Below are 16,678 nucleotides of genomic sequence, written 5' to 3'. Positions count from 1 at the left end.
GCCCATCGTCTATCGCCGATCACCGTTCGCCCGCACGGACGGTCGGAGGGCCGGAGGGCCGGGTCCTGCCGTCGAGCGCCGGGCGCCGACTCGGGTCACAACGCCCGCAGCGTTCGCCGCCGATGAATGCGGTCCGGAATCACACCAATCAGTCTGGCGCAATGCACCCGTCCGGCGCATCGGGGGGCTCGGCCGGCTCGTCCAAGGCGTGCACTGCACGATACACGTGCACGTTCTGCGTCACGATGATGCAACACCGCGGCGCGCCGGCCGCTCATGACGCCGGTCGGAATGTAACGGCTACGGTCTACGGTATCGGGCGCGTCACGGCCTTTGATCGGGCGAGCGGATCGTCGCCTCCGGGGCTGGCAGACAACTTGCGTCCAGTCGCGAGCTTCGCCCCCGTCGACAGACAGCACGCGACCAAGGGATGATCGCCGAATGCGCCGGGGCGGCGTAGTTTCGAAGAACTCCCGGGCTGCGGTCAGCCGCTGCAGCCCTCGTTGCCAACCGGAGGTCCGGATGACGAGCCGTTATCGCCACACGCTCGGTACCACCACCTACCATTTCGACAGCCTCGCGGAGGTCATGGCCAAGGCCAGTCCGGCGCGCTCGGGGGATCGGCTGGCCGGGGTCATCGCCGAATCCGCCGAGGAACGCGTGGTCGCACAGATGGTGCTGGCCGAACTGCCTCTCAAGGTCTTTCTAGAGGAGGCGCTGGTGCCCTACGAGGACGACGAAATCACCCGTCTGATCCTCGACGAGCACGACCCCGCCGCGTTCGAGCCGGTGTCGCATCTCACGGTCGGGGATTTCCGCAACTGGCTGCTCGGCGACGAGGCCACGTCCGACGCGCTGGCCCGCCTGCGGCCGGGGCTGACGCCGGAAATGGTCGCGGCGGTCAGCAAGATCATGCGCAATCAGGATCTGATCCTGGTCGCGAAGAAGTGCCACGTGGTGACCGCGTTCCGCAACACCATCGGCCAGCCGGGGCATCTGTCCACGCGGCTGCAGCCCAATCACCCGACCGACGACGCCACCGGCATCGCGGCCAGCATCCTCGACGGGCTGCTCTACGGCAACGGCGACGCGGTGATCGGCATCAATCCGGCGACCGACAACGTCAGCCAGTCGGTCAAGCTGATGCGGATGCTCGACGAGGTGATCCGCAAGTACGAGATTCCGACCCAGTCCTGCGTGCTGACCCATGTTACGAACACGCTCGAGGCGATCGAATCCGGCGCGCCGGTCGATCTGGTGTTCCAGTCGATCGGCGGCACCGAGGCCACCAATCGCAGCTTCGGCTTCGGCCTCTCGGATCTGGCCGAGGCCCGCGACGCCGCCCTGGGCCTCAAGCGCGGCACGGTCGGCGACAACGTCATGTACTTCGAGACCGGGCAGGGCAGTTCGCTGTCCGCCGACGCGCACCACGGGCTCGACCAGCAGACCTGCGAGGCCCGCGCCTATGCGGTCGCACGCAAGTTCGAGCCGTTGCTGGTGAACACCGTCGTCGGCTTCATCGGCCCGGAGTATCTGTTCGACGGCAAGGAGATCATCCGCGCCGGCCTCGAGGACCACTGCTGCGGCAAGCTGCTCGGCGTGCCGATGGGCTGCGACGTCTGCTACACGAACCACGCCGAGGCGGACCAGAACGACATGGACAACCTGCTCACGCTGCTGGGCGTGGCCGGCTGCAACTTCGTGATGGGCATTCCCGGCTCCGACGACATCATGCTCAATTACCAGACGACCTCGTTCCACGACGCGCTCTATGCGCGCCGCGCACTCGGTCTGCGGCCGGCGCCGGAGTTCGAGCGCTGGCTCGACCACATGGGCGTGTTCGAAGACGTCACCGCAATGCGCCCGAGCCGCGAAGTCCCCGCGGCCTTCGCGCCCTCGCTGGACCGGATCTCCACGGAGGCACGTGATGGCTGACGAGACCGACCCCGCGGAGACGACCGAGACCGCAGTCGTGCGCAACCCCTGGCGGCGGCTGCGCAGCTTCACCGATGCCCGCATCGGTCTGGGGCGGGCGGGCATCAGTCTGCCCACCAGCCGGCTGCTCGAATTCCAGCTCGCCCATGCCCAGGCGCGGGACGCCGTGCATTGGCCTCTCGACGTGCCCGCGCTGTGCGAACAACTCGCTAACTGCGGGGAACCGGTGCCGGCCGGGGAGCCGATCGCACTGCATACCCGCGCCGAGCACCGCACCATGTATCTGCAGCGGCCGGACCTCGGCCGGCGGCTGGACGAGGCCTCCGTCGAGCGCCTGTCGCAGACCGGCGATGACCACGGCGCGGCCTTCGACCTGGCGCTGGTGGTCGTCGACGGGCTTTCAGCGCGGGCGGTCCAGGAACACGCCGCGCCCTTCATCTCGGCGCTGGCCGAGGCGCTGGCCGAAGACGATGCGACATGGCGCATCGCGCCGCTGACCGTGGTCGAGCAGGGCCGTGTGGCCATCGGCGACGAGATCGGCGAACGGCTCAACGCCCGAGCGGTGGTCGTGCTGGTCGGCGAGCGGCCCGGGCTGAGCTCGCCGGACAGCCTCGGCCTGTATCTCACCTGGGCGCCGCGGGTCGGCGTGACCGACGCCGACCGCAACTGTATCTCCAATGTACGACCGGCCGGCCTGGCACTGACCGAGGCGGCCCGGCGACTGCGTTATCTGCTGCGCGAGGCGCGCGAACGCGAACTCTCCGGGGTGGCGCTCAAGGACCGCAGCGAGGACGACGTGATCGAACACGCCGGCGAGCCCGGCAATTTCCTGACCGACTGAGAATCAAAGGATATCCACCGATGAGCGCATCCGATATCGACGACGACTATCTGGCCAAGCGACAGCTACAGCGCGGCACGGCCGGCTGGGTGCTGCTCGCCGGTCTGGGCGTGTCGTACGTCATCTCCGGCGATTTCGCCGGCTGGAACTTCGGCATCGGCGAGGCCGGCTGGGGCGGCTTCGCGATCGCCGCGGTACTCATGGGCATCATGTATTTCACGCTCGTGCTGTCGCTGGCCGAAATGTCCGCGGCGATCCCGGCGGCGGGCGGCGGTTACAGTTTCGCCCGCCAGGCCATGGGCCCGACCGGCGGCTATCTCACCGGCCTGGCGGTGCTCATCGAATACGCGCTGGCGCCGGCGGCGATCGTGGTCTTCATCGGCGCCGCGGTGGGGGAGTTGATCGGCCTGAACGGCCCGATCGTCTATGCCGCGTTCTACCTGGTGTTCATCGGCATACACCTAGCCGGCGTGGGCGAAGCGCTCAAGGTCATGATGGCGATCAGCGGCCTCGCGGTGTTCGCGATTCTGGCCACCGCCGTGGCGCTGATCGGCGATTTCCAGGTCAGCAACCTGTTCGACATCGCGCCCACGGACGCCTTCGGCGCATCGAGCTTCATGCCGATGGGCTGGTACGGCATCTGGGCCGCGCTGCCCTTCGGCATGTGGCTGTTCCTGGCGGTCGAGGGTGTGCCGCTCGGCGCGGAAGAGGCCAAGGATCCGGCCCGCGACGTGCCCAAGGGCATCATCGGCGCGATGCTGTTCCTGCTGGTGACCGCGGTGCTGGTGGTGTTTCTGCTCGCCGGTGCGGCCGGCGCCGAGGCGATCGGCGAGAGCGGCGTGCCGCTGGTCACCGCGCTCCAGGATACCGGCAGCACGACGCTGGCCACGGTCGTCAACGTGCTCGGCATGGCCGGCCTGATCGCGTCGTTCTTCTCTATCATCTACGGCTACAGCCGGCTCGTGTTCGCGCTGTCGCGCGCCGGCTATCTGCCGAAGTTCCTGTCGCTGACCAGCGCCCGCAAGGCACCGACCTGGGCGCTGATCGTGCCCGGCGTACTCGGTTTCATCGCCTCGCTGAGCGGCGCCGGTGATCTGATTCTGGGCATGGCCGTGGTCGGGGCCACGCTGTCCTACGCGTTGATGGCGGGCAGCCACATCCTGCTGCGCGTCAATCAGCCGAACCTGAATCGGCCGTACCACACGCCCGGCGGCATCGTGACGTCCGGCATCGCGCTCGTGCTCTCGCTGATCGCGCTGACCGGCGTGTATGCCTTCGATCCCGGGGCCTTCGGCTACACCTTGGTACTGTTCGCGGTCGGCGCCGTCTACTTCTTCGCCTACAGTCGGCACCATCTCGTGGCCAAGACGGCGGCCGAGGAGTTCGACCTGCTGGCCCGTGCGGAGTCCGATCTGGACGCACCCGATACCGAGGACGCATCACGCGGCAACACTTGAGCGGTCATCACGGTGCCGCCGCTTCGATCCGGCGGCCGGGCGATCGGCGACCGGCAGGGTCGCCCGGCCGTTTACGGGGCCCGAAAGAGCCCCGTGCATTCGCGCCGCCCCGACGCGCCACGGCGCGCGTCGGGGCATGACGTGGCGCCTCGCGATCGTTAGGATGCCGTGTCGTCGGCGGGCGATGCCCACTACAGTGGCGTTGCCGGTCGGCGCCGAGCCAATGGGAGCGGCCAATCGCCAGTGAGACACGCATGAACGATTCCGCAAACAAGGACACGGGCAACACCCATATCGACATCGGCGGCGTCGCGCTGCCCAGGGCGACCCTGGCCGAAGTGCTGCCGGACATCGCCCGATTCGAACAGCATCTGCCCGACGCCCTGGCCGTGGACGCCGACATGAAGGCGGGGGACGGTTCGATCCCCGACTATGTGAGCGAGTGGCCGCAGGCGCGCATCGAAGCCGTGGTCGCCACGCTCAAGGAGCTGGGGAGTCTGCGTGAGCAGGCCAGCGCAGAGCTCGGCCAGGGCGCGGACCACAAACGCTGACAGGACTGATGCGTCTCTCGCGCGGGCGCTGACGCGGGACGCCGTGCGCGCGCAGACGGCGGCTCTTCTCGAGCGGCCACGAGTCGCACGGTCGCACCGGGTATCGAATATCAAGACCCACGTTGTACGGTTGTCAATGATCGTGACGATGCGACGGGAGACGGTCTTGAGGCGCGAGGGCAGACCGACACCGGCACTGGCACCGGCACCGGCACCGGCACCGGCACCGGCACCGGCACCGGAAAGGCTGGGGCAGGGGCCGCGTCCGCGTACGAGGCGTAGCCCGACGGGAGCCGTCCGGGCGTGAGCGACGAACGCCGCGACGGTTCGGACTCGGTTGCGTTCGCCGCGGACCGGATCGACGGCCGGCTGCTGGACAGCCTCCTGCTGCTGGAAGGCGTCTTCCGGGACATGCTCGACGCCGTGCTGCTTGCCGACGCACGACAACGGATCGTCGGCGCGAATCCGGCGGCGCTGGCACTGTTCGAATACGACGCCGACACGCTGATCGACAAACCGCTTGCCATGCTCGACGCCGATAGCGCCGCGCGCGATCGGCCCGAGCACGATCGCGTCGACGCCGCGAATCGCGTGACGCCGCTCCATCAACCCCACATCCGCGCCTACCGGAGTGCCCGCGGTCGCCTGTTCGACGGCGAGACGCGGCGCGGCGTGCTCGGAGACGACACGGCGGCTCGGCCGCTGACCCTGATGATCGTGCGCGACGTATCCGAACGTATCGCCATCGATCGCGCCACCGCGCGCCTGCACGACGTGGCATCGAGCCAGCACATGGGCTTCGACGAGCGGGTGCACGAAATGCTGCGCATCGGCTGTGATCTGTTCGAGCTGCCGATCGGTGTGCTCAGCCGCATCGAAGGCGGGACCTACGAGATCGTCGACGTCATCCATCCCGACGATGGGCTGGCCGCGGGGAGCCTGTTCGACCTCCGCGACACCTATTGTGCGAGTAAGCAACACCCGTTCTGTAAATTCGCGATCCTGTCGTTGGCGTAATCGTTCTATTCGCTGTCGTCCTCGTTCATATTCAGATAACGCCGCCCGGTCTGCCAGTCCTGCGAGATCTCCATGGCGACGGCCGTGACCAGTCGCAGGCAGCTGGCCTCATTCGGGAACAAGGTCGCCACCCGGGTGCGGCGCTTGATCTCACGGTTCACGACTTCGATGGCATTGCTCGTACGCAGTCGCCGGCGATGGTGGCGCGGTAGCGTCAGCACCGCCAGGCCTTCGGGCAAGGCCGTTTCCGCCCACCGCGTCAGTTGGGACGCCTTGGCGTCGTAGGTGCGGATGAAGCGCTCGATCAGGCGCGTTGCCTCGGCTTCATCCGGCGCATCGAAGATCGCCCGGATATCGGCCGCGACCGGCTTCTTCAGAGCGCGAGTGGGCACGTAATGCCCGGCATTCTGCTGCAGGTGGAACTGGCAGCGTTGCCAGGCCACCGCCGGGAACACGGCCGCGCGAGCGGCCTTGAGCCCGGCATGATCGTCACTCACGAACAGGCGCACGCCGTGCAGCCCGCGAGCCGCGAGATCTTTGAGGAATGCGCGCCAGTGCACCTCCGCTTCGGATAACGCGACCGACACGCCCAGCAGTTCGCGTTTACCCTCGGCGTCGACGCCCATGGCCAGCAGCACGGCACAGTCGACCACGGTGCCGCCGTGGCGCATCTTCTCGTAGCGCGCATCGAGCACCACATAGGGATAGGCGCTGAGCGGGCGCTCGCGCCAAGCCGTCAGCTCATCATCCAGGGCCTCGGCACAGCGCGAGACCTGGCTCGATGAGACCTCGAAGCCGCACAGCTGTTCGGTCACGCGGGCGACCTTGCGCGTCGAGACGCCGCTGACATACATCTCGGCCAGGGCGAGCTTCAGGGCGCGTTCCGAGCGCAGTCCGCGCTCCAGCGAGGCCGGATAGAAGCCGCCTTCGCGGACCTGCGGCACCGCCAGCTCGAGCGCACCGATGCGCGACTTGACCGTCTTCGGCTTGTAGCCGTTGGCATAGCCTCGCCGCTCGGGGCTGCGTTCGAACGGCGATACCCCCAGATGACGCTCACGCTCGAGCCGCATCGCTTCGTTGATCAGCATCGACACTGCGTCACCCAGTCCTTCCAGTCCCCGCTCGGCAATCAGTTCCGCTGCGCCCGTGGCTTCGTTATCCTGTCCGTGGCAGGCCATTTGTTTCTCCGTTCGTCATTCACGCCAATGAATTCCAACGAAAGGATAACGGGTGGCCTGCTGCCTTTCCGGCTAAAGCCAATTTACAGAACGAATGGTGCACTCCCTATTGTGCGAGCACCCTCGCGGCGGGCGGACCGATCGCCTACCACGATGTCAGCCGCCACGAAATCCGGCACCAGTCCTGCTACGCGACCTTCGGCCTGGAGTCCTACATCGGCAGCCCCGTTTGGGTGGATGCCGAACTCTACGGCACCCTGTGTTTTTCCAGCACCGTGCCGCGACGGCCGTTTCCGGCCCAGCATCTTCAGTTCGCCGGCCTGATCGCCCAATGGCTCGGTCATGAGCTGGCCCGCCGGGCCGACTACCTCGCGCTCTGCGAGACGCGCGACCGGCTTCGAGTGGCCGCGACCACCGACGACCTCACGGGTCTTGCGAACCGGCGCCGGCTCGGCCAGCTTCTCGACGAGGAACGCGGCCGCACGCGACGCTACGGCGCACCGTTCTCCGTGCTGCTGATCGATTTCGATCACTTCAAGGCAATCAACGATCGCCACGGCCACGGCGTCGGTGACGAGGCGCTGCAGCTGTTCGCGCGGGTCGCCACCGAGGCGCTTCGCACGACCGATACCGTGGGGCGCTGGGGCGGTGAGGAATTTCTCGTGGTCCTGCCGAACACCGATGCCGACGGGGCCCGGCGTCTGGCCGAGCGCGTCGCCGATCGTATCCGTTCGACCCCGCTGCCCACGGTGGACGCCGAGCTGGCACTCACGGTCAGTATCGGAATCGTCGCCTTCGACGGCGCGGAGAAGATCGACGCGCTGGTGTCCCGGGCCGACCGCGCGCTCTACCAGGCCAAGGCCTCCGGCCGTGACCGTGTGGCTATGGGCTGAACTACACGAGTAGAGGCCCAAACGCTTCAGTGCATTACGCTGGCAACCGGTTCCGGGAACAAAATCGAATGGGTGTGGCGATGACACATACATCGTGTACAACGGCGCCATCTTCGTTCAAATAACATCTAGAGCACGGCGACCATTGTTTTCTGACACCGAGCGCATGACTGGCTATCCATTCAATGATTTTTGTCCTGTCGATAGCGCCAGATGAGGTGAATACTAGCCAGAGGGCAATCACTTAGAAGTGGCTGCTGGACATATGCATCGTCGATCAATGCACGCCGTCACGTCTGGACGTCATGCAGCCGAGATTAGGTTGATCTGTGGTCGTAACGGTCTCCCGTTACGTAGATAAACTGCGTCTGAAAGCCGAAACCTAAATGCTCGACCGACGCTGAATGAATGACCAGCATCTCTTGCCCATTATTCCAGCGCTTTTCGACAGTTTAGTGGCCAACCATCATGTGACGCACATAGAGGCTATAGAACAGCCACATCGTACCGCCAACCATCACCACCATAATCAGCAAAGAGAACAGGATGGAGATCGTGTTCCAGCGCTGCTCGGTCGACATGTCCAGATGCAGGAACCAGCGCAGGTGCACGCCGAGCTGCAGAACCGCGGTCACGGCAATCACGATGAGCGTCGCCCCCTGCGACAGCGACCCGAAGGCCACGAAGCCAAATGGAATCAGGGTAAGCACGAGTGCCAGCACGAAACCGGTGATATAGCCCCGTGCGGTGGGCGCATGGCCGGGCGTGACATCGGTGGAATGGCTCATGCCGCAACTCCTTGCAGGACGCCGGGCAGATACACGGTCGAGAACACGCATATCCACACGAGATCGAGAAAATGCCAGAACAGGCTCAAACGCGCGAGCCGGGAGGCGACCGGCGGCGTCAGCCCGCGCAGCTTGATCTGTACGACCATCACCACGATCCAGACCAGGCCGAAGAACACATGCGCACCGTGGGTGCCGACCAGCCCGAAGAACGCGGATAGAAAGCCGCTCCGGGTGAACGAGGCGCCTTCATGGATGAGGTGGGCGAACTCGCTGAGCTCGTGGCCGAGGAAGAACGCGCCGAGCACGAACGTCACCCCGAGCCAGATCACGACCCGCTCCTTCTGGCCCTGATGCAGGTTCACCATCGCCATGCCGAAAGTCAGGCTCGATAGCAGCAGCGCCATGGTCTCGAGAAAGACGCCGCGCAGCTCGAACACATCGGCCGCGGTCGGCCCGCCCGCATAGCGCTGGGACAGATCGACATACACCAGAAAGAGCATCGAGAAGATGATCACGTCGCTCATCAGATAGATCCAGAAACCGAAGTTGACTTCCGTATCGGCTCTGGCGGCGGCGCGAATGCTGTTCAGATCGTGGGCGTTAGACGACATGGACACGGCCCCGGCTGTGCATGCATTTCATTTTCATAGCGGCTTTTCCGATTGGGTCCCGGTCGTGGACGGTTCCGGCGTGGCGGCATATGCGGAACGCTCGTCGCCGAACGACTCGATATGCTTCATGCGCTCGAGTGCACCGTCCTGGGCGACCTTGTCGTGGAACGCATTCTCGGTACGTTCGACTTCCTCTGCCGGGATCACATACTCCGGCTCCGGGTTGAAGCTGCGCGCGATCACCGCGCCAATCACGCCGAGCAGGCATAGCCCGGCCAGCCACCAGATATGCCAGACATAGGCAAAGCCGAACACGAACGCCAGGCCAGCGATGACGATCGCGATCGGCGTGGATTTGGGCATATGAATGTCTTCATAGCGCTCGGGCCGCTGATAGGCGGTGTTGTGCACCTTCATGTACATGAACGCGTCGCGATCGTGGACTTCGGGAATGATCGCGAAGTTGTACTCCGGCGGCGGCGAGGCGATCGACCACTCCAGCGTACGTCCGCCCCAGGGATCGCCGGAGAGATCGCGGTTCTTCTCGCGATCGCGATAGCTCACGTAAATCTGCATGAACATCGCGAAGATGCCGTACGCCACGATGAGCGCGCCGATGGCCGCGATCACCAGCCAGAAATGCCAGACCGGGTTCTCATAGCTGGCCATGCGCCGCGGCATGCCCATCATGCCGAGCATGTACAGCGGCACGAAGGCCACATAGAAACCCACGAGCCAGCCGAAGAATGAATGCCGGCCCCACTTCTCGTCGAGCTTGAAACCGAAGGCCTTCGGGAACCAGTAATAGAAGCCGGCCAACAGGCCGAACATCGTTCCGGGAATCAGCACGTTATGAAAATGCGCGACGAGGAACAGGCTATTGTGCATCTTGTAGTCGGCGCCGGGAATCGCGAGCAGCACGCCGCTCATGCCACCCATCGTGAAGGTGATGATGAAGCCCAGCGTCCACAGCATCGGCAGCTTGAACTCGATACGCCCCCGGAACATCGTCCAGATCCAGTCGTAGATCTTCACGCCGGTGGGAATGGCGATGACCATGGTGGCGATACCGAAGGCGGCATTGCGCAGCGGATCCTGGCCCATCGTGAAGAAGTGATGGACCCAGACCGTGAACGACAGGAAGGCGATGGCCATGGTCGCCCACACCATCGACTTGTAGCCGAACAGGCGCTTGTTGCAGTAGGTCGTGACGACTTCGGAGAAAACGCCGAATACCGGCAGCACCAGAATATAGACTTCCGGATGGCCCCAGACCCAGAACATGTTGATGTACATCATCTGGTCGCCGCCCATCGTTCCCGTGAAGAAATGGGTTCCGGCCGAACGGTCCAGCGCCAGCAGCGCGAGCGCCACGGTCAACGCCGGGAAAGACAGCACGATCAGGATCGTGGTGCACAGCGACGTCCAGGTGAACATCGGCATGCGCATGAAGCTCATGCCGGGCGCGCGTTTCTTGAGAATCGTCACCAGGAAATTGACGCCGGTCAGCGTGGTACTGATGCCGGATATCTGTAACGCCCAGATCCAGTAGTCGACGCCCACGCTGGGGCTATGATCGAGCCCCGAGAACGGCGTATAACCCGACCAGCCCGCTTCCGAAAACTGGCCGATCAGCAGCGAGATCATCACCAGCGCGCCAGCCGCGGCCGTCAGCCACAGGCTGATCGCATTGAGAAGCGGATAGGACACGTCGCGCGCGCCGATCTGCAGCGGAATGGCGATATTCATCAGACCGACGATGAACGGCATGGCCATGAAGAAGATCATCATCGTGCCGTGGCCGGTGAACAACTCGGCGAAGTGATGCGCCTCCAGATACCCTTCCATGCCCGGCCCGGCGGTCGCCTGCTGGGCGCGCACCATCGCGGCATCGATAAAACCGCGCAGCAAGAAGATCAGCGCGATGAAGATATACATCACCCCGATCTTCTTGTGATCCACAGTCGTGAACCACTCGCGATATAGATAGCCCCACTTGCGGAAATACGTAAGCAGGCCGATGACCAGCAAACCGGTGCCGACCATGATCACGTTCGCGAAAACGATGATCAGGCTCGAATGAGTGAAGGCGTCTAGAGTGAGTTTTCCGAACATCGTGTCCTCGATGCGCTGAAGCTAGCGATCCGTCAGGCGATCGGGCGGCGGAACCGAACCGTCGCCTTCCTGAAAGCGCTTGATGACATAGTCGAACAGGCCGTCGCGCACCGATGAGTAGTAGATCGGATCGACATTCTTGCTGGGCTTGACCAACTCGCGATAAGCGGCGATATCCAGCGGTTTAGACGCCGCCCGGGCCTGCTCGATCCACTGATCGAAGGCGTCCGGTTTCACCGCATGCACCTGGAAATTCATGCCAGCGAAGCCGTCGCCGCTGTATTGATAGTTCTTGCCGAAGTACTCGCCTTTCTCGGTGGCCATCAGGTGCAAGCGGGTGCGCATGCCCGACATCGCCATGATCTGGCTGCCCAGCCGAGGGATCATGAAAGCGTTCATCACGGACGCCGAGGTCAGGTCGATCTGCAGCGGCGTATCGACAGGCAGGGCGATTTCATTGACCACCGCGATGTTGTAGTCCGGGTAGATGAACAACCATTTCCAGTCCATGGCGATAGCCTGAACTTCAATGGTCGGGTTCTCAGACTCCAACGGCTTGTAAGGATCGAGATCGAAGGTGCTCACCCAGGTGAGCACGGCCAGGATCACGATGATCACGGTCGGGCCACCCCAGAGAAAGGCTTCCAGCAGACCCGAGTGATACCAGTTGGCGGTATAGGTGTTGTGGCGGTTCGATGCGCGATAGTGCCACGCGAACCAGAGCGTGAAGCCGACCACCGGCACCAGCACGAACAGCATCACCGTAAAGGTGAACAGCATCACGTTGCGCTGATAGGCCGCCACGGGCCCGGCCGTGAAGAACGTCACCAGCTCGTTGAGATAGAACGTATCGACGAACCACTGCGCACTGCAACCGGCGAGCATGAGCGTCAGCAGCACGATCAGCGGCAGGCGGAGGCGGCGGATTGTATTTCCAGACGTTTGGATAGACATCACATGCATTCCAAAGGGTGACTAGGCCCTGCATATCGAGCCATCGCTCTCGCTAAAATGCCTGATGCATCGATTCCACCATGATTTTTGCAGGTTATTAGCGAGACAACGGTCATTTTGACTATATACAAAGTTCAGTCTGTTTGAAGCGATACTCCGGCCATGGAACGGTTGTGGCCACGGCGCCCGCCAGCCGAGTCAGGATAGATCGGAGGTTATAACGCCGGTTGAAGCGGTACTGGAAGTCGGCGAGATAGCGAGCGGCGTACTTGGCAAATTTGAACGCGTGGTAGGTGCCGTTGATTGAGGTCTTGAGATTGCCCAGCATGATGTTGACCCAGCGGAACTCGGGATGCCCGGCCGACGCCCGGCTGGATCCGGTGACGATCGCAAGATGACTCGCGACCTCCGCACGCAGCGCGCGAAACGCCGGCAGGCCGTCCGACACCGCATCGGTGTCCGCCGACAGCGACTCGTTGGCCCAGTCGGCCACGGCGTCTGACGTAAAGGGCATACAGCGCAGCACCACTTGATGCGGCTTGTGATCGTCGAGCGTGGACACCGCCATGACCAACGGGATCTTGTTGGGCGATCCTCGGCCACGTTGGCCGGGCTTGCCTGCGCGTTCGCCGCCGAGACAGGCATCGTCGATCTCGACCCGGCCCGACGATTGCCGACGCGACTCACCCTCGGCTATGACTGTCATGAGCTTGTGCTTAATCCGCCGGGCGGTGCGCCATCTCACGCCGAGTTGGCGTCGAACGTCCAGAGCCGAGACGTTGTTCTTGGCCTGGGTCCGGAAGTGCATGGCCAGAAACCAGGCCGTCAGGGGCAGCTGACTCGCCTCGAAGATCGTGCCTGCGGTCATCGTGGTCTGATACCGACAGCGTTGGCACTGCAAGCAATTCCGACCGGCCTGCTCGAACGTGGGGTGCAAGCAGCAATGGCAGACGGCGCAGACACAACCGCCCGGCCAGCGCGCGGCCGCCACGGCCTGTGTGCATTGCGCTTGGCTACCATGTTCCTGCATGAACTCCACCAGCGATTGGCTAGGTCGCATCTGGACCTGATCGATTGCCATGATGAATCTCCACGCGTGTCACGGCTCGATTTTCCGCAGCGGGTGGGTCATATCACGATCTGGCTAAACTTGGTACATGATCAAGAGAATTTTTAGCGGACCGACCGGGCCATTAGTGACACTCAAGCTGGGCCGATGCGAGCGTCTACCTTTTACGGTTGGCCCGTCAACGCCGGATTCACGGCGCATCGGCGAGCGGAAGAATGGGGCGCCGCTTCGGATGACGCATTGCACAATCTAGCCGCCGCCGGTCCGACTGTCAATGTCGTTGCGTAATACAGCTAATGACCGCGTCGCCATCCGCACGGCGTCGGGCGTCCCGGCGAAGCCATCCAGTGCCCTCGGCGCACGATAAGTCGATGCGAACGGGAGCCGAGCCGCACCGCGTGCCTGCGCGCTCGATATAAAAAAGCCCCGCCGAGGCGGGGCTTTATCACCAACCGTTGACGTTCGTTATCAGGCCGCGGTGGCCAGCTGACGCAGCACGTAGTGCAGAATGCCGCCGTTCTGGTAGTAGTCCCATTCCTTGGGCGTGTCGATACGGACACGGGCTTCAAATTCGGTGGTCTCGCCACTCTCCTTCGTCGCCTTGACCGTTACGCTCTTGGCGCCCGCCGACAGACCTTCGATATCGAAGGTCTCGGTGCCATCCAGGCCCAGGACATCGGCGCTTTCGCCTTCGGCGAACTGGAGCGGCAACACGCCCATGCCGACCAGATTCGAGCGGTGGATACGCTCGAAGGACTGCGCGATCACGGTCTTCACGCCCAGCAGCAGCGTGCCCTTGGCCGCCCAGTCGCGCGAGGAGCCGGTGCCGTATTCCTTGCCGGCAAGCACGACCAGCGGGGTGCCTTCGTCCTTGTACTGCATCGCGGCGTCGTAGATGAACATCTCGTCGCCGGAGGGCTGGTGCCGGGTCCAGCCGCCCTCGGTGCCGGGCGCCAGCAGGTTGCGCAGCCGCACGTTGGCGAAGGTGCCGCGCATCATCACTTCGTGGTTGCCGCGGCGCGAGCCGTAGCTGTTGAAGTCCGACGGCTTGACGCCTTTCTCCTGCAGATACTGCCCGGCGGGCGAGTCCTGGGTGATCGCGCCGGCCGGCGAGATATGATCGGTCGTGATCGAGTCACCCAGCAGGGCGAGACAGCGCGCGCCTTGGATGGTCGGGATCTCGTCCACGTCGACCGACATGCCTTCGAAGTAGGGCGGATTCTGCACGTAGGTGCTGGTGTCGTCCCAGTCGAAGATCTCGCCCTCGGGTACGTCCAGGCCCTTCCAGCGGGAGTCGCCTGCGAACACGTCGCCGTAGCTGTCCTTGAACATCTCCGAGTTCAGAGAAGTGCCGATAGTGTCGTAGATCTCCTTCTGCGACGGCCAGAGATCCTTGAGATAGACATCGTTGCCGTTGGCGTCTTGGCCGATCGGATCACTGGTCAGATCGATATCGATCGTGCCGGCGAGCGCATAGGCCACGACCAGCGGTGGGCTGGCCAGGAAGTTCATGCGCACGTCGCCGTGCACGCGGCCTTCGAAGTTGCGATTGCCCGACAATACCGAGGCGACGTTGAGGTCGTGCTCGCGCACGGCCTGGCCGATCGGCTCCGGCAGCGGGCCGGAGTTGCCGATGCAGGTGGTGCAGCCATAACCGACGAGCTGGAACCCGAGATTGTCCAGGTCGTCGTCGAGACCGGCCTTCTCGAGATACTCGGTGACGACCTTGGAGCCCGGCGCCAGCGAGGTCTTGACCCAGGGCTTGACCTGCAGGCCCTTCTCGATCGCGTTACGCGCGAGCAGGCCGGCGCCGATCATGACCGCCGGATTCGAGGTGTTGGTGCAGGAGGTGATCGCGGCGATCACGACCGAGCCGTCGTGCAGGTCGAACTCGGCCTCCTTGTAGGACACCGGCGCGTGCGTCGCCCCGCCGATGGAGTCGGAGGCCAGGCCCGCTTCGCTCTGCTGCTTGGCCTCGGCCATGCTCTTGTCTTGCGGGTCGGCCTTCTCCGCGCGCGCCTTCATGAAGGGCTCGACTTCGCGGCGATAGGTCTTCTGCATGTCGGTGAGCAGGACACGGTCCTGCGGGCGCTTCGGCCCGGCAAGCGACGGCTGCACGGTGGACAGGTCCAGTTCCAGCACGTCGGTGTAGTCCGCCTCGGGCTCGCCTTCCTCGCGCCACAGGCCCTGAGCCTTGGCATAGGCCTCGACCAGCTCGAGCTGCTCGGCCGGGCGGCCGGTGAGTTCCATGTAGCGGATGGTTTCGCCGTCGACCGGGAAGATGCCGCAGGTCGCGCCGTATTCCGGCGCCATGTTGGCGATGGTCGCGCGATCGGCCAGCGGGAGGTCGGCCAGGCCGTCGCCGAAGAACTCCACGAACTTGCCGACCACGCCCTTGGCGCGCAGCATTTCGGTCACGGTGAGCACCAGATCGGTGGCGGTGCAGCCCTCGGCCAGCTTGCCGGTGAGCTTGAAGCCCACGACCTGCGGAATGAGCATGGTGATCGGCTGGCCGAGCATCGCCGCTTCAGCCTCGATGCCGCCCACGCCCCAGCCGAGCACGCCCACACCGTTGATCATGGTGGTGTGGCTGTCGGTGCCGACCAGCGTGTCCGGATAGGCCAGATTGGTGTCTTCATTGCCGAAGACCACGCGGGCCAGATATTCCAGGTTGACCTGATGGACGATGCCGGTATCCGGCGGCACGACCTTGAAGTTGTCGAACGCGCCCTGACCCCAGCGCAGGAACGCATAGCGCTCCTTGTTGCGGTTGAATTCGAGCTTGGCGTTCAGATCGAAGGCCTTGTCGCTGCCGTACTCGTCGACCATCACGGAGTGGTCGATGACCAGTTCCGCGGGCGAGAGCGGGTTGATCTTGTCCGCGCTGCCGCCGAGGTTGGCCATCGCATCACGCATGGCGGCCAGATCGACGATCGCCGGTACGCCGGTGAAGTCCTGCAGCACGACCCGGGCCGGGGTGAAGGCGATCTCGGTGTCCGGCTCGGCCTTGGCGTCCCAGTTGGCCATCGCCTTGATGTCGTCGGCGGTGACGTTGGACCCGTCCTCGTGGCGCAGCAGATTCTCCAGCAGGATCTTCTGCGCGTAGGGCAGCTTCGCGACGCTCGGGTACTGTTCCTCGAGCTTTTTCAGGCTGAAGTAGTCAAAACTGCGGTCGCCTGCGGTGAACTGCGAGCGTGTACTGAAACTGTCCGTCATACGTTTTGTTCTCCTGAAAGACACTCGGTGAAAGCCGGCGTGGCGGCGAC

The 16,678-nt window shown here is 64.2% G+C and carries 13 protein-coding genes; 6 read left to right on the top strand and 7 right to left on the bottom strand.

The window, feature by feature from the left end; translation table 11 throughout:
* Positions 1-522 precede the first annotated feature (522 nt).
* The 5 genes from SAOR_RS11135 to SAOR_RS11115 all read left to right on the top strand — a co-directional run bounded on the left by SAOR_RS11135 (position 523) and on the right by SAOR_RS11115 (position 5,801).
* Positions 523-1,935: an ethanolamine ammonia-lyase subunit EutB gene (locus SAOR_RS11135; protein ID WP_123631480.1), complete on the top strand. Its 1,413-nt coding sequence runs from the start codon at positions 523-525 to the stop codon at positions 1,933-1,935.
* Entirely contained in the window at positions 1,928-2,776 is an 849-nt protein-coding gene (eutC, locus tag SAOR_RS11130; protein WP_123631479.1) for an ethanolamine ammonia-lyase subunit EutC, read from the top strand. Before SAOR_RS11135 ends, eutC begins: the two co-directional genes overlap by 8 nt.
* A 20-nt stretch (positions 2,777-2,796) precedes the next feature.
* A complete protein-coding gene (gene eat, locus SAOR_RS11125; protein ID WP_123589945.1) occupies positions 2,797-4,233 on the top strand; it encodes an ethanolamine permease in 1,437 nt (478 codons plus the stop codon).
* Positions 4,234-4,487: 254 nt separating this feature from the next.
* Positions 4,488-4,784, top strand: a complete 297-nt coding sequence (locus SAOR_RS11120) for a hypothetical protein (RefSeq protein ID WP_123631478.1) — start codon at positions 4,488-4,490, stop codon at positions 4,782-4,784.
* A 303-nt stretch (positions 4,785-5,087) separates the two neighbouring features.
* Positions 5,088-5,801, top strand: a complete 714-nt coding sequence (locus tag SAOR_RS11115; protein ID WP_123631477.1) for a PAS domain S-box protein — start codon at positions 5,088-5,090, stop codon at positions 5,799-5,801.
* A gap of 5 nt (positions 5,802-5,806) precedes the next feature.
* On the opposite strand, the gene SAOR_RS11110 is transcribed toward SAOR_RS11115, so the two are convergent.
* Positions 5,807-6,979 (bottom strand): IS256 family transposase, encoded by a 1,173-nt coding sequence (locus tag SAOR_RS11110; protein WP_123631476.1) that lies wholly within the window; start codon positions 6,977-6,979, stop codon positions 5,807-5,809.
* Here SAOR_RS11110 and SAOR_RS11105 point away from each other — a divergent pair.
* The gene (locus tag SAOR_RS11105) at positions 6,895-7,872 is read left to right on the top strand and encodes a sensor domain-containing diguanylate cyclase (RefSeq protein ID WP_342782583.1); all 978 of its coding nucleotides are present in this window, start codon (positions 6,895-6,897) and stop codon (positions 7,870-7,872) included. The two genes, SAOR_RS11110 and SAOR_RS11105, sit on opposite strands and share 85 nt — an antisense overlap.
* 452 nt (positions 7,873-8,324) lie before the next feature.
* On the opposite strand, the gene cyoD is transcribed toward SAOR_RS11105, so the two are convergent.
* The 6 genes from cyoD to acnA form a co-directional block, all read right to left on the bottom strand.
* Complete coding sequence (cyoD, locus tag SAOR_RS11100) at positions 8,325-8,660, bottom strand: cytochrome o ubiquinol oxidase subunit IV (RefSeq protein WP_123631474.1); 336 nt, start codon at positions 8,658-8,660, stop codon at positions 8,325-8,327.
* The gene (gene cyoC, locus SAOR_RS11095; protein WP_123589949.1) at positions 8,657-9,274 is read right to left on the bottom strand and encodes a cytochrome o ubiquinol oxidase subunit III; all 618 of its coding nucleotides are present in this window, start codon (positions 9,272-9,274) and stop codon (positions 8,657-8,659) included. Before cyoC ends, cyoD begins: the two co-directional genes overlap by 4 nt.
* Before the next feature lie 33 nt (positions 9,275-9,307).
* Complete coding sequence (locus SAOR_RS11090; protein WP_123631473.1) at positions 9,308-11,389, bottom strand: cbb3-type cytochrome c oxidase subunit I; 2,082 nt, start codon at positions 11,387-11,389, stop codon at positions 9,308-9,310.
* Between the two features lie 21 nt (positions 11,390-11,410).
* Complete coding sequence (gene cyoA, locus SAOR_RS11085) at positions 11,411-12,289, bottom strand: ubiquinol oxidase subunit II (RefSeq protein ID WP_245965450.1); 879 nt, start codon at positions 12,287-12,289, stop codon at positions 11,411-11,413.
* Positions 12,290-12,464: 175 nt separating this feature from the next.
* A complete protein-coding gene (locus tag SAOR_RS11080) occupies positions 12,465-13,424 on the bottom strand; it encodes an IS1595 family transposase (protein ID WP_123631472.1) in 960 nt (319 codons plus the stop codon).
* A gap of 456 nt (positions 13,425-13,880) precedes the next feature.
* Positions 13,881-16,628: an aconitate hydratase AcnA gene (gene acnA, locus SAOR_RS11075; RefSeq protein ID WP_123631471.1), complete on the bottom strand. Its 2,748-nt coding sequence runs from the start codon at positions 16,626-16,628 to the stop codon at positions 13,881-13,883.
* Positions 16,629-16,678 lie beyond the last annotated feature (50 nt).

It is taken from the genome of Salinisphaera orenii subsp. orenii MK-B5 (assembly GCF_003788635.1).
In the GTDB taxonomy this organism is placed as follows: Bacteria; Pseudomonadota; Gammaproteobacteria; order Nevskiales; family Salinisphaeraceae; genus Salinisphaera; species Salinisphaera orenii.
This window is presented reverse-complemented; position numbering and strand designations above follow the sequence as displayed.

Coding starts and splice junctions, on each gene's coding strand:
- SAOR_RS11090 (WP_123631473.1), bottom strand. CDS start 11,389: ATGTTCGGAAAACTCACTCTAGACGCCTTCACTCATTCGAGCCTGATC.
- cyoC (WP_123589949.1), bottom strand. CDS start 9,274: ATGTCGTCTAACGCCCACGATCTGAACAGCATTCGCGCCGCCGCCAGA.
- SAOR_RS11120 (WP_123631478.1), top strand. CDS start 4,488: ATGAACGATTCCGCAAACAAGGACACGGGCAACACCCATATCGACATC.
- SAOR_RS11135 (WP_123631480.1), top strand. CDS start 523: ATGACGAGCCGTTATCGCCACACGCTCGGTACCACCACCTACCATTTC.
- acnA (WP_123631471.1), bottom strand. CDS start 16,628: ATGACGGACAGTTTCAGTACACGCTCGCAGTTCACCGCAGGCGACCGC.
- SAOR_RS11110 (WP_123631476.1), bottom strand. CDS start 6,979: ATGGCCTGCCACGGACAGGATAACGAAGCCACGGGCGCAGCGGAACTG.
- cyoD (WP_123631474.1), bottom strand. CDS start 8,660: ATGAGCCATTCCACCGATGTCACGCCCGGCCATGCGCCCACCGCACGG.
- SAOR_RS11080 (WP_123631472.1), bottom strand. CDS start 13,424: ATGGCAATCGATCAGGTCCAGATGCGACCTAGCCAATCGCTGGTGGAG.
- eat (WP_123589945.1), top strand. CDS start 2,797: ATGAGCGCATCCGATATCGACGACGACTATCTGGCCAAGCGACAGCTA.
- eutC (WP_123631479.1), top strand. CDS start 1,928: ATGGCTGACGAGACCGACCCCGCGGAGACGACCGAGACCGCAGTCGTG.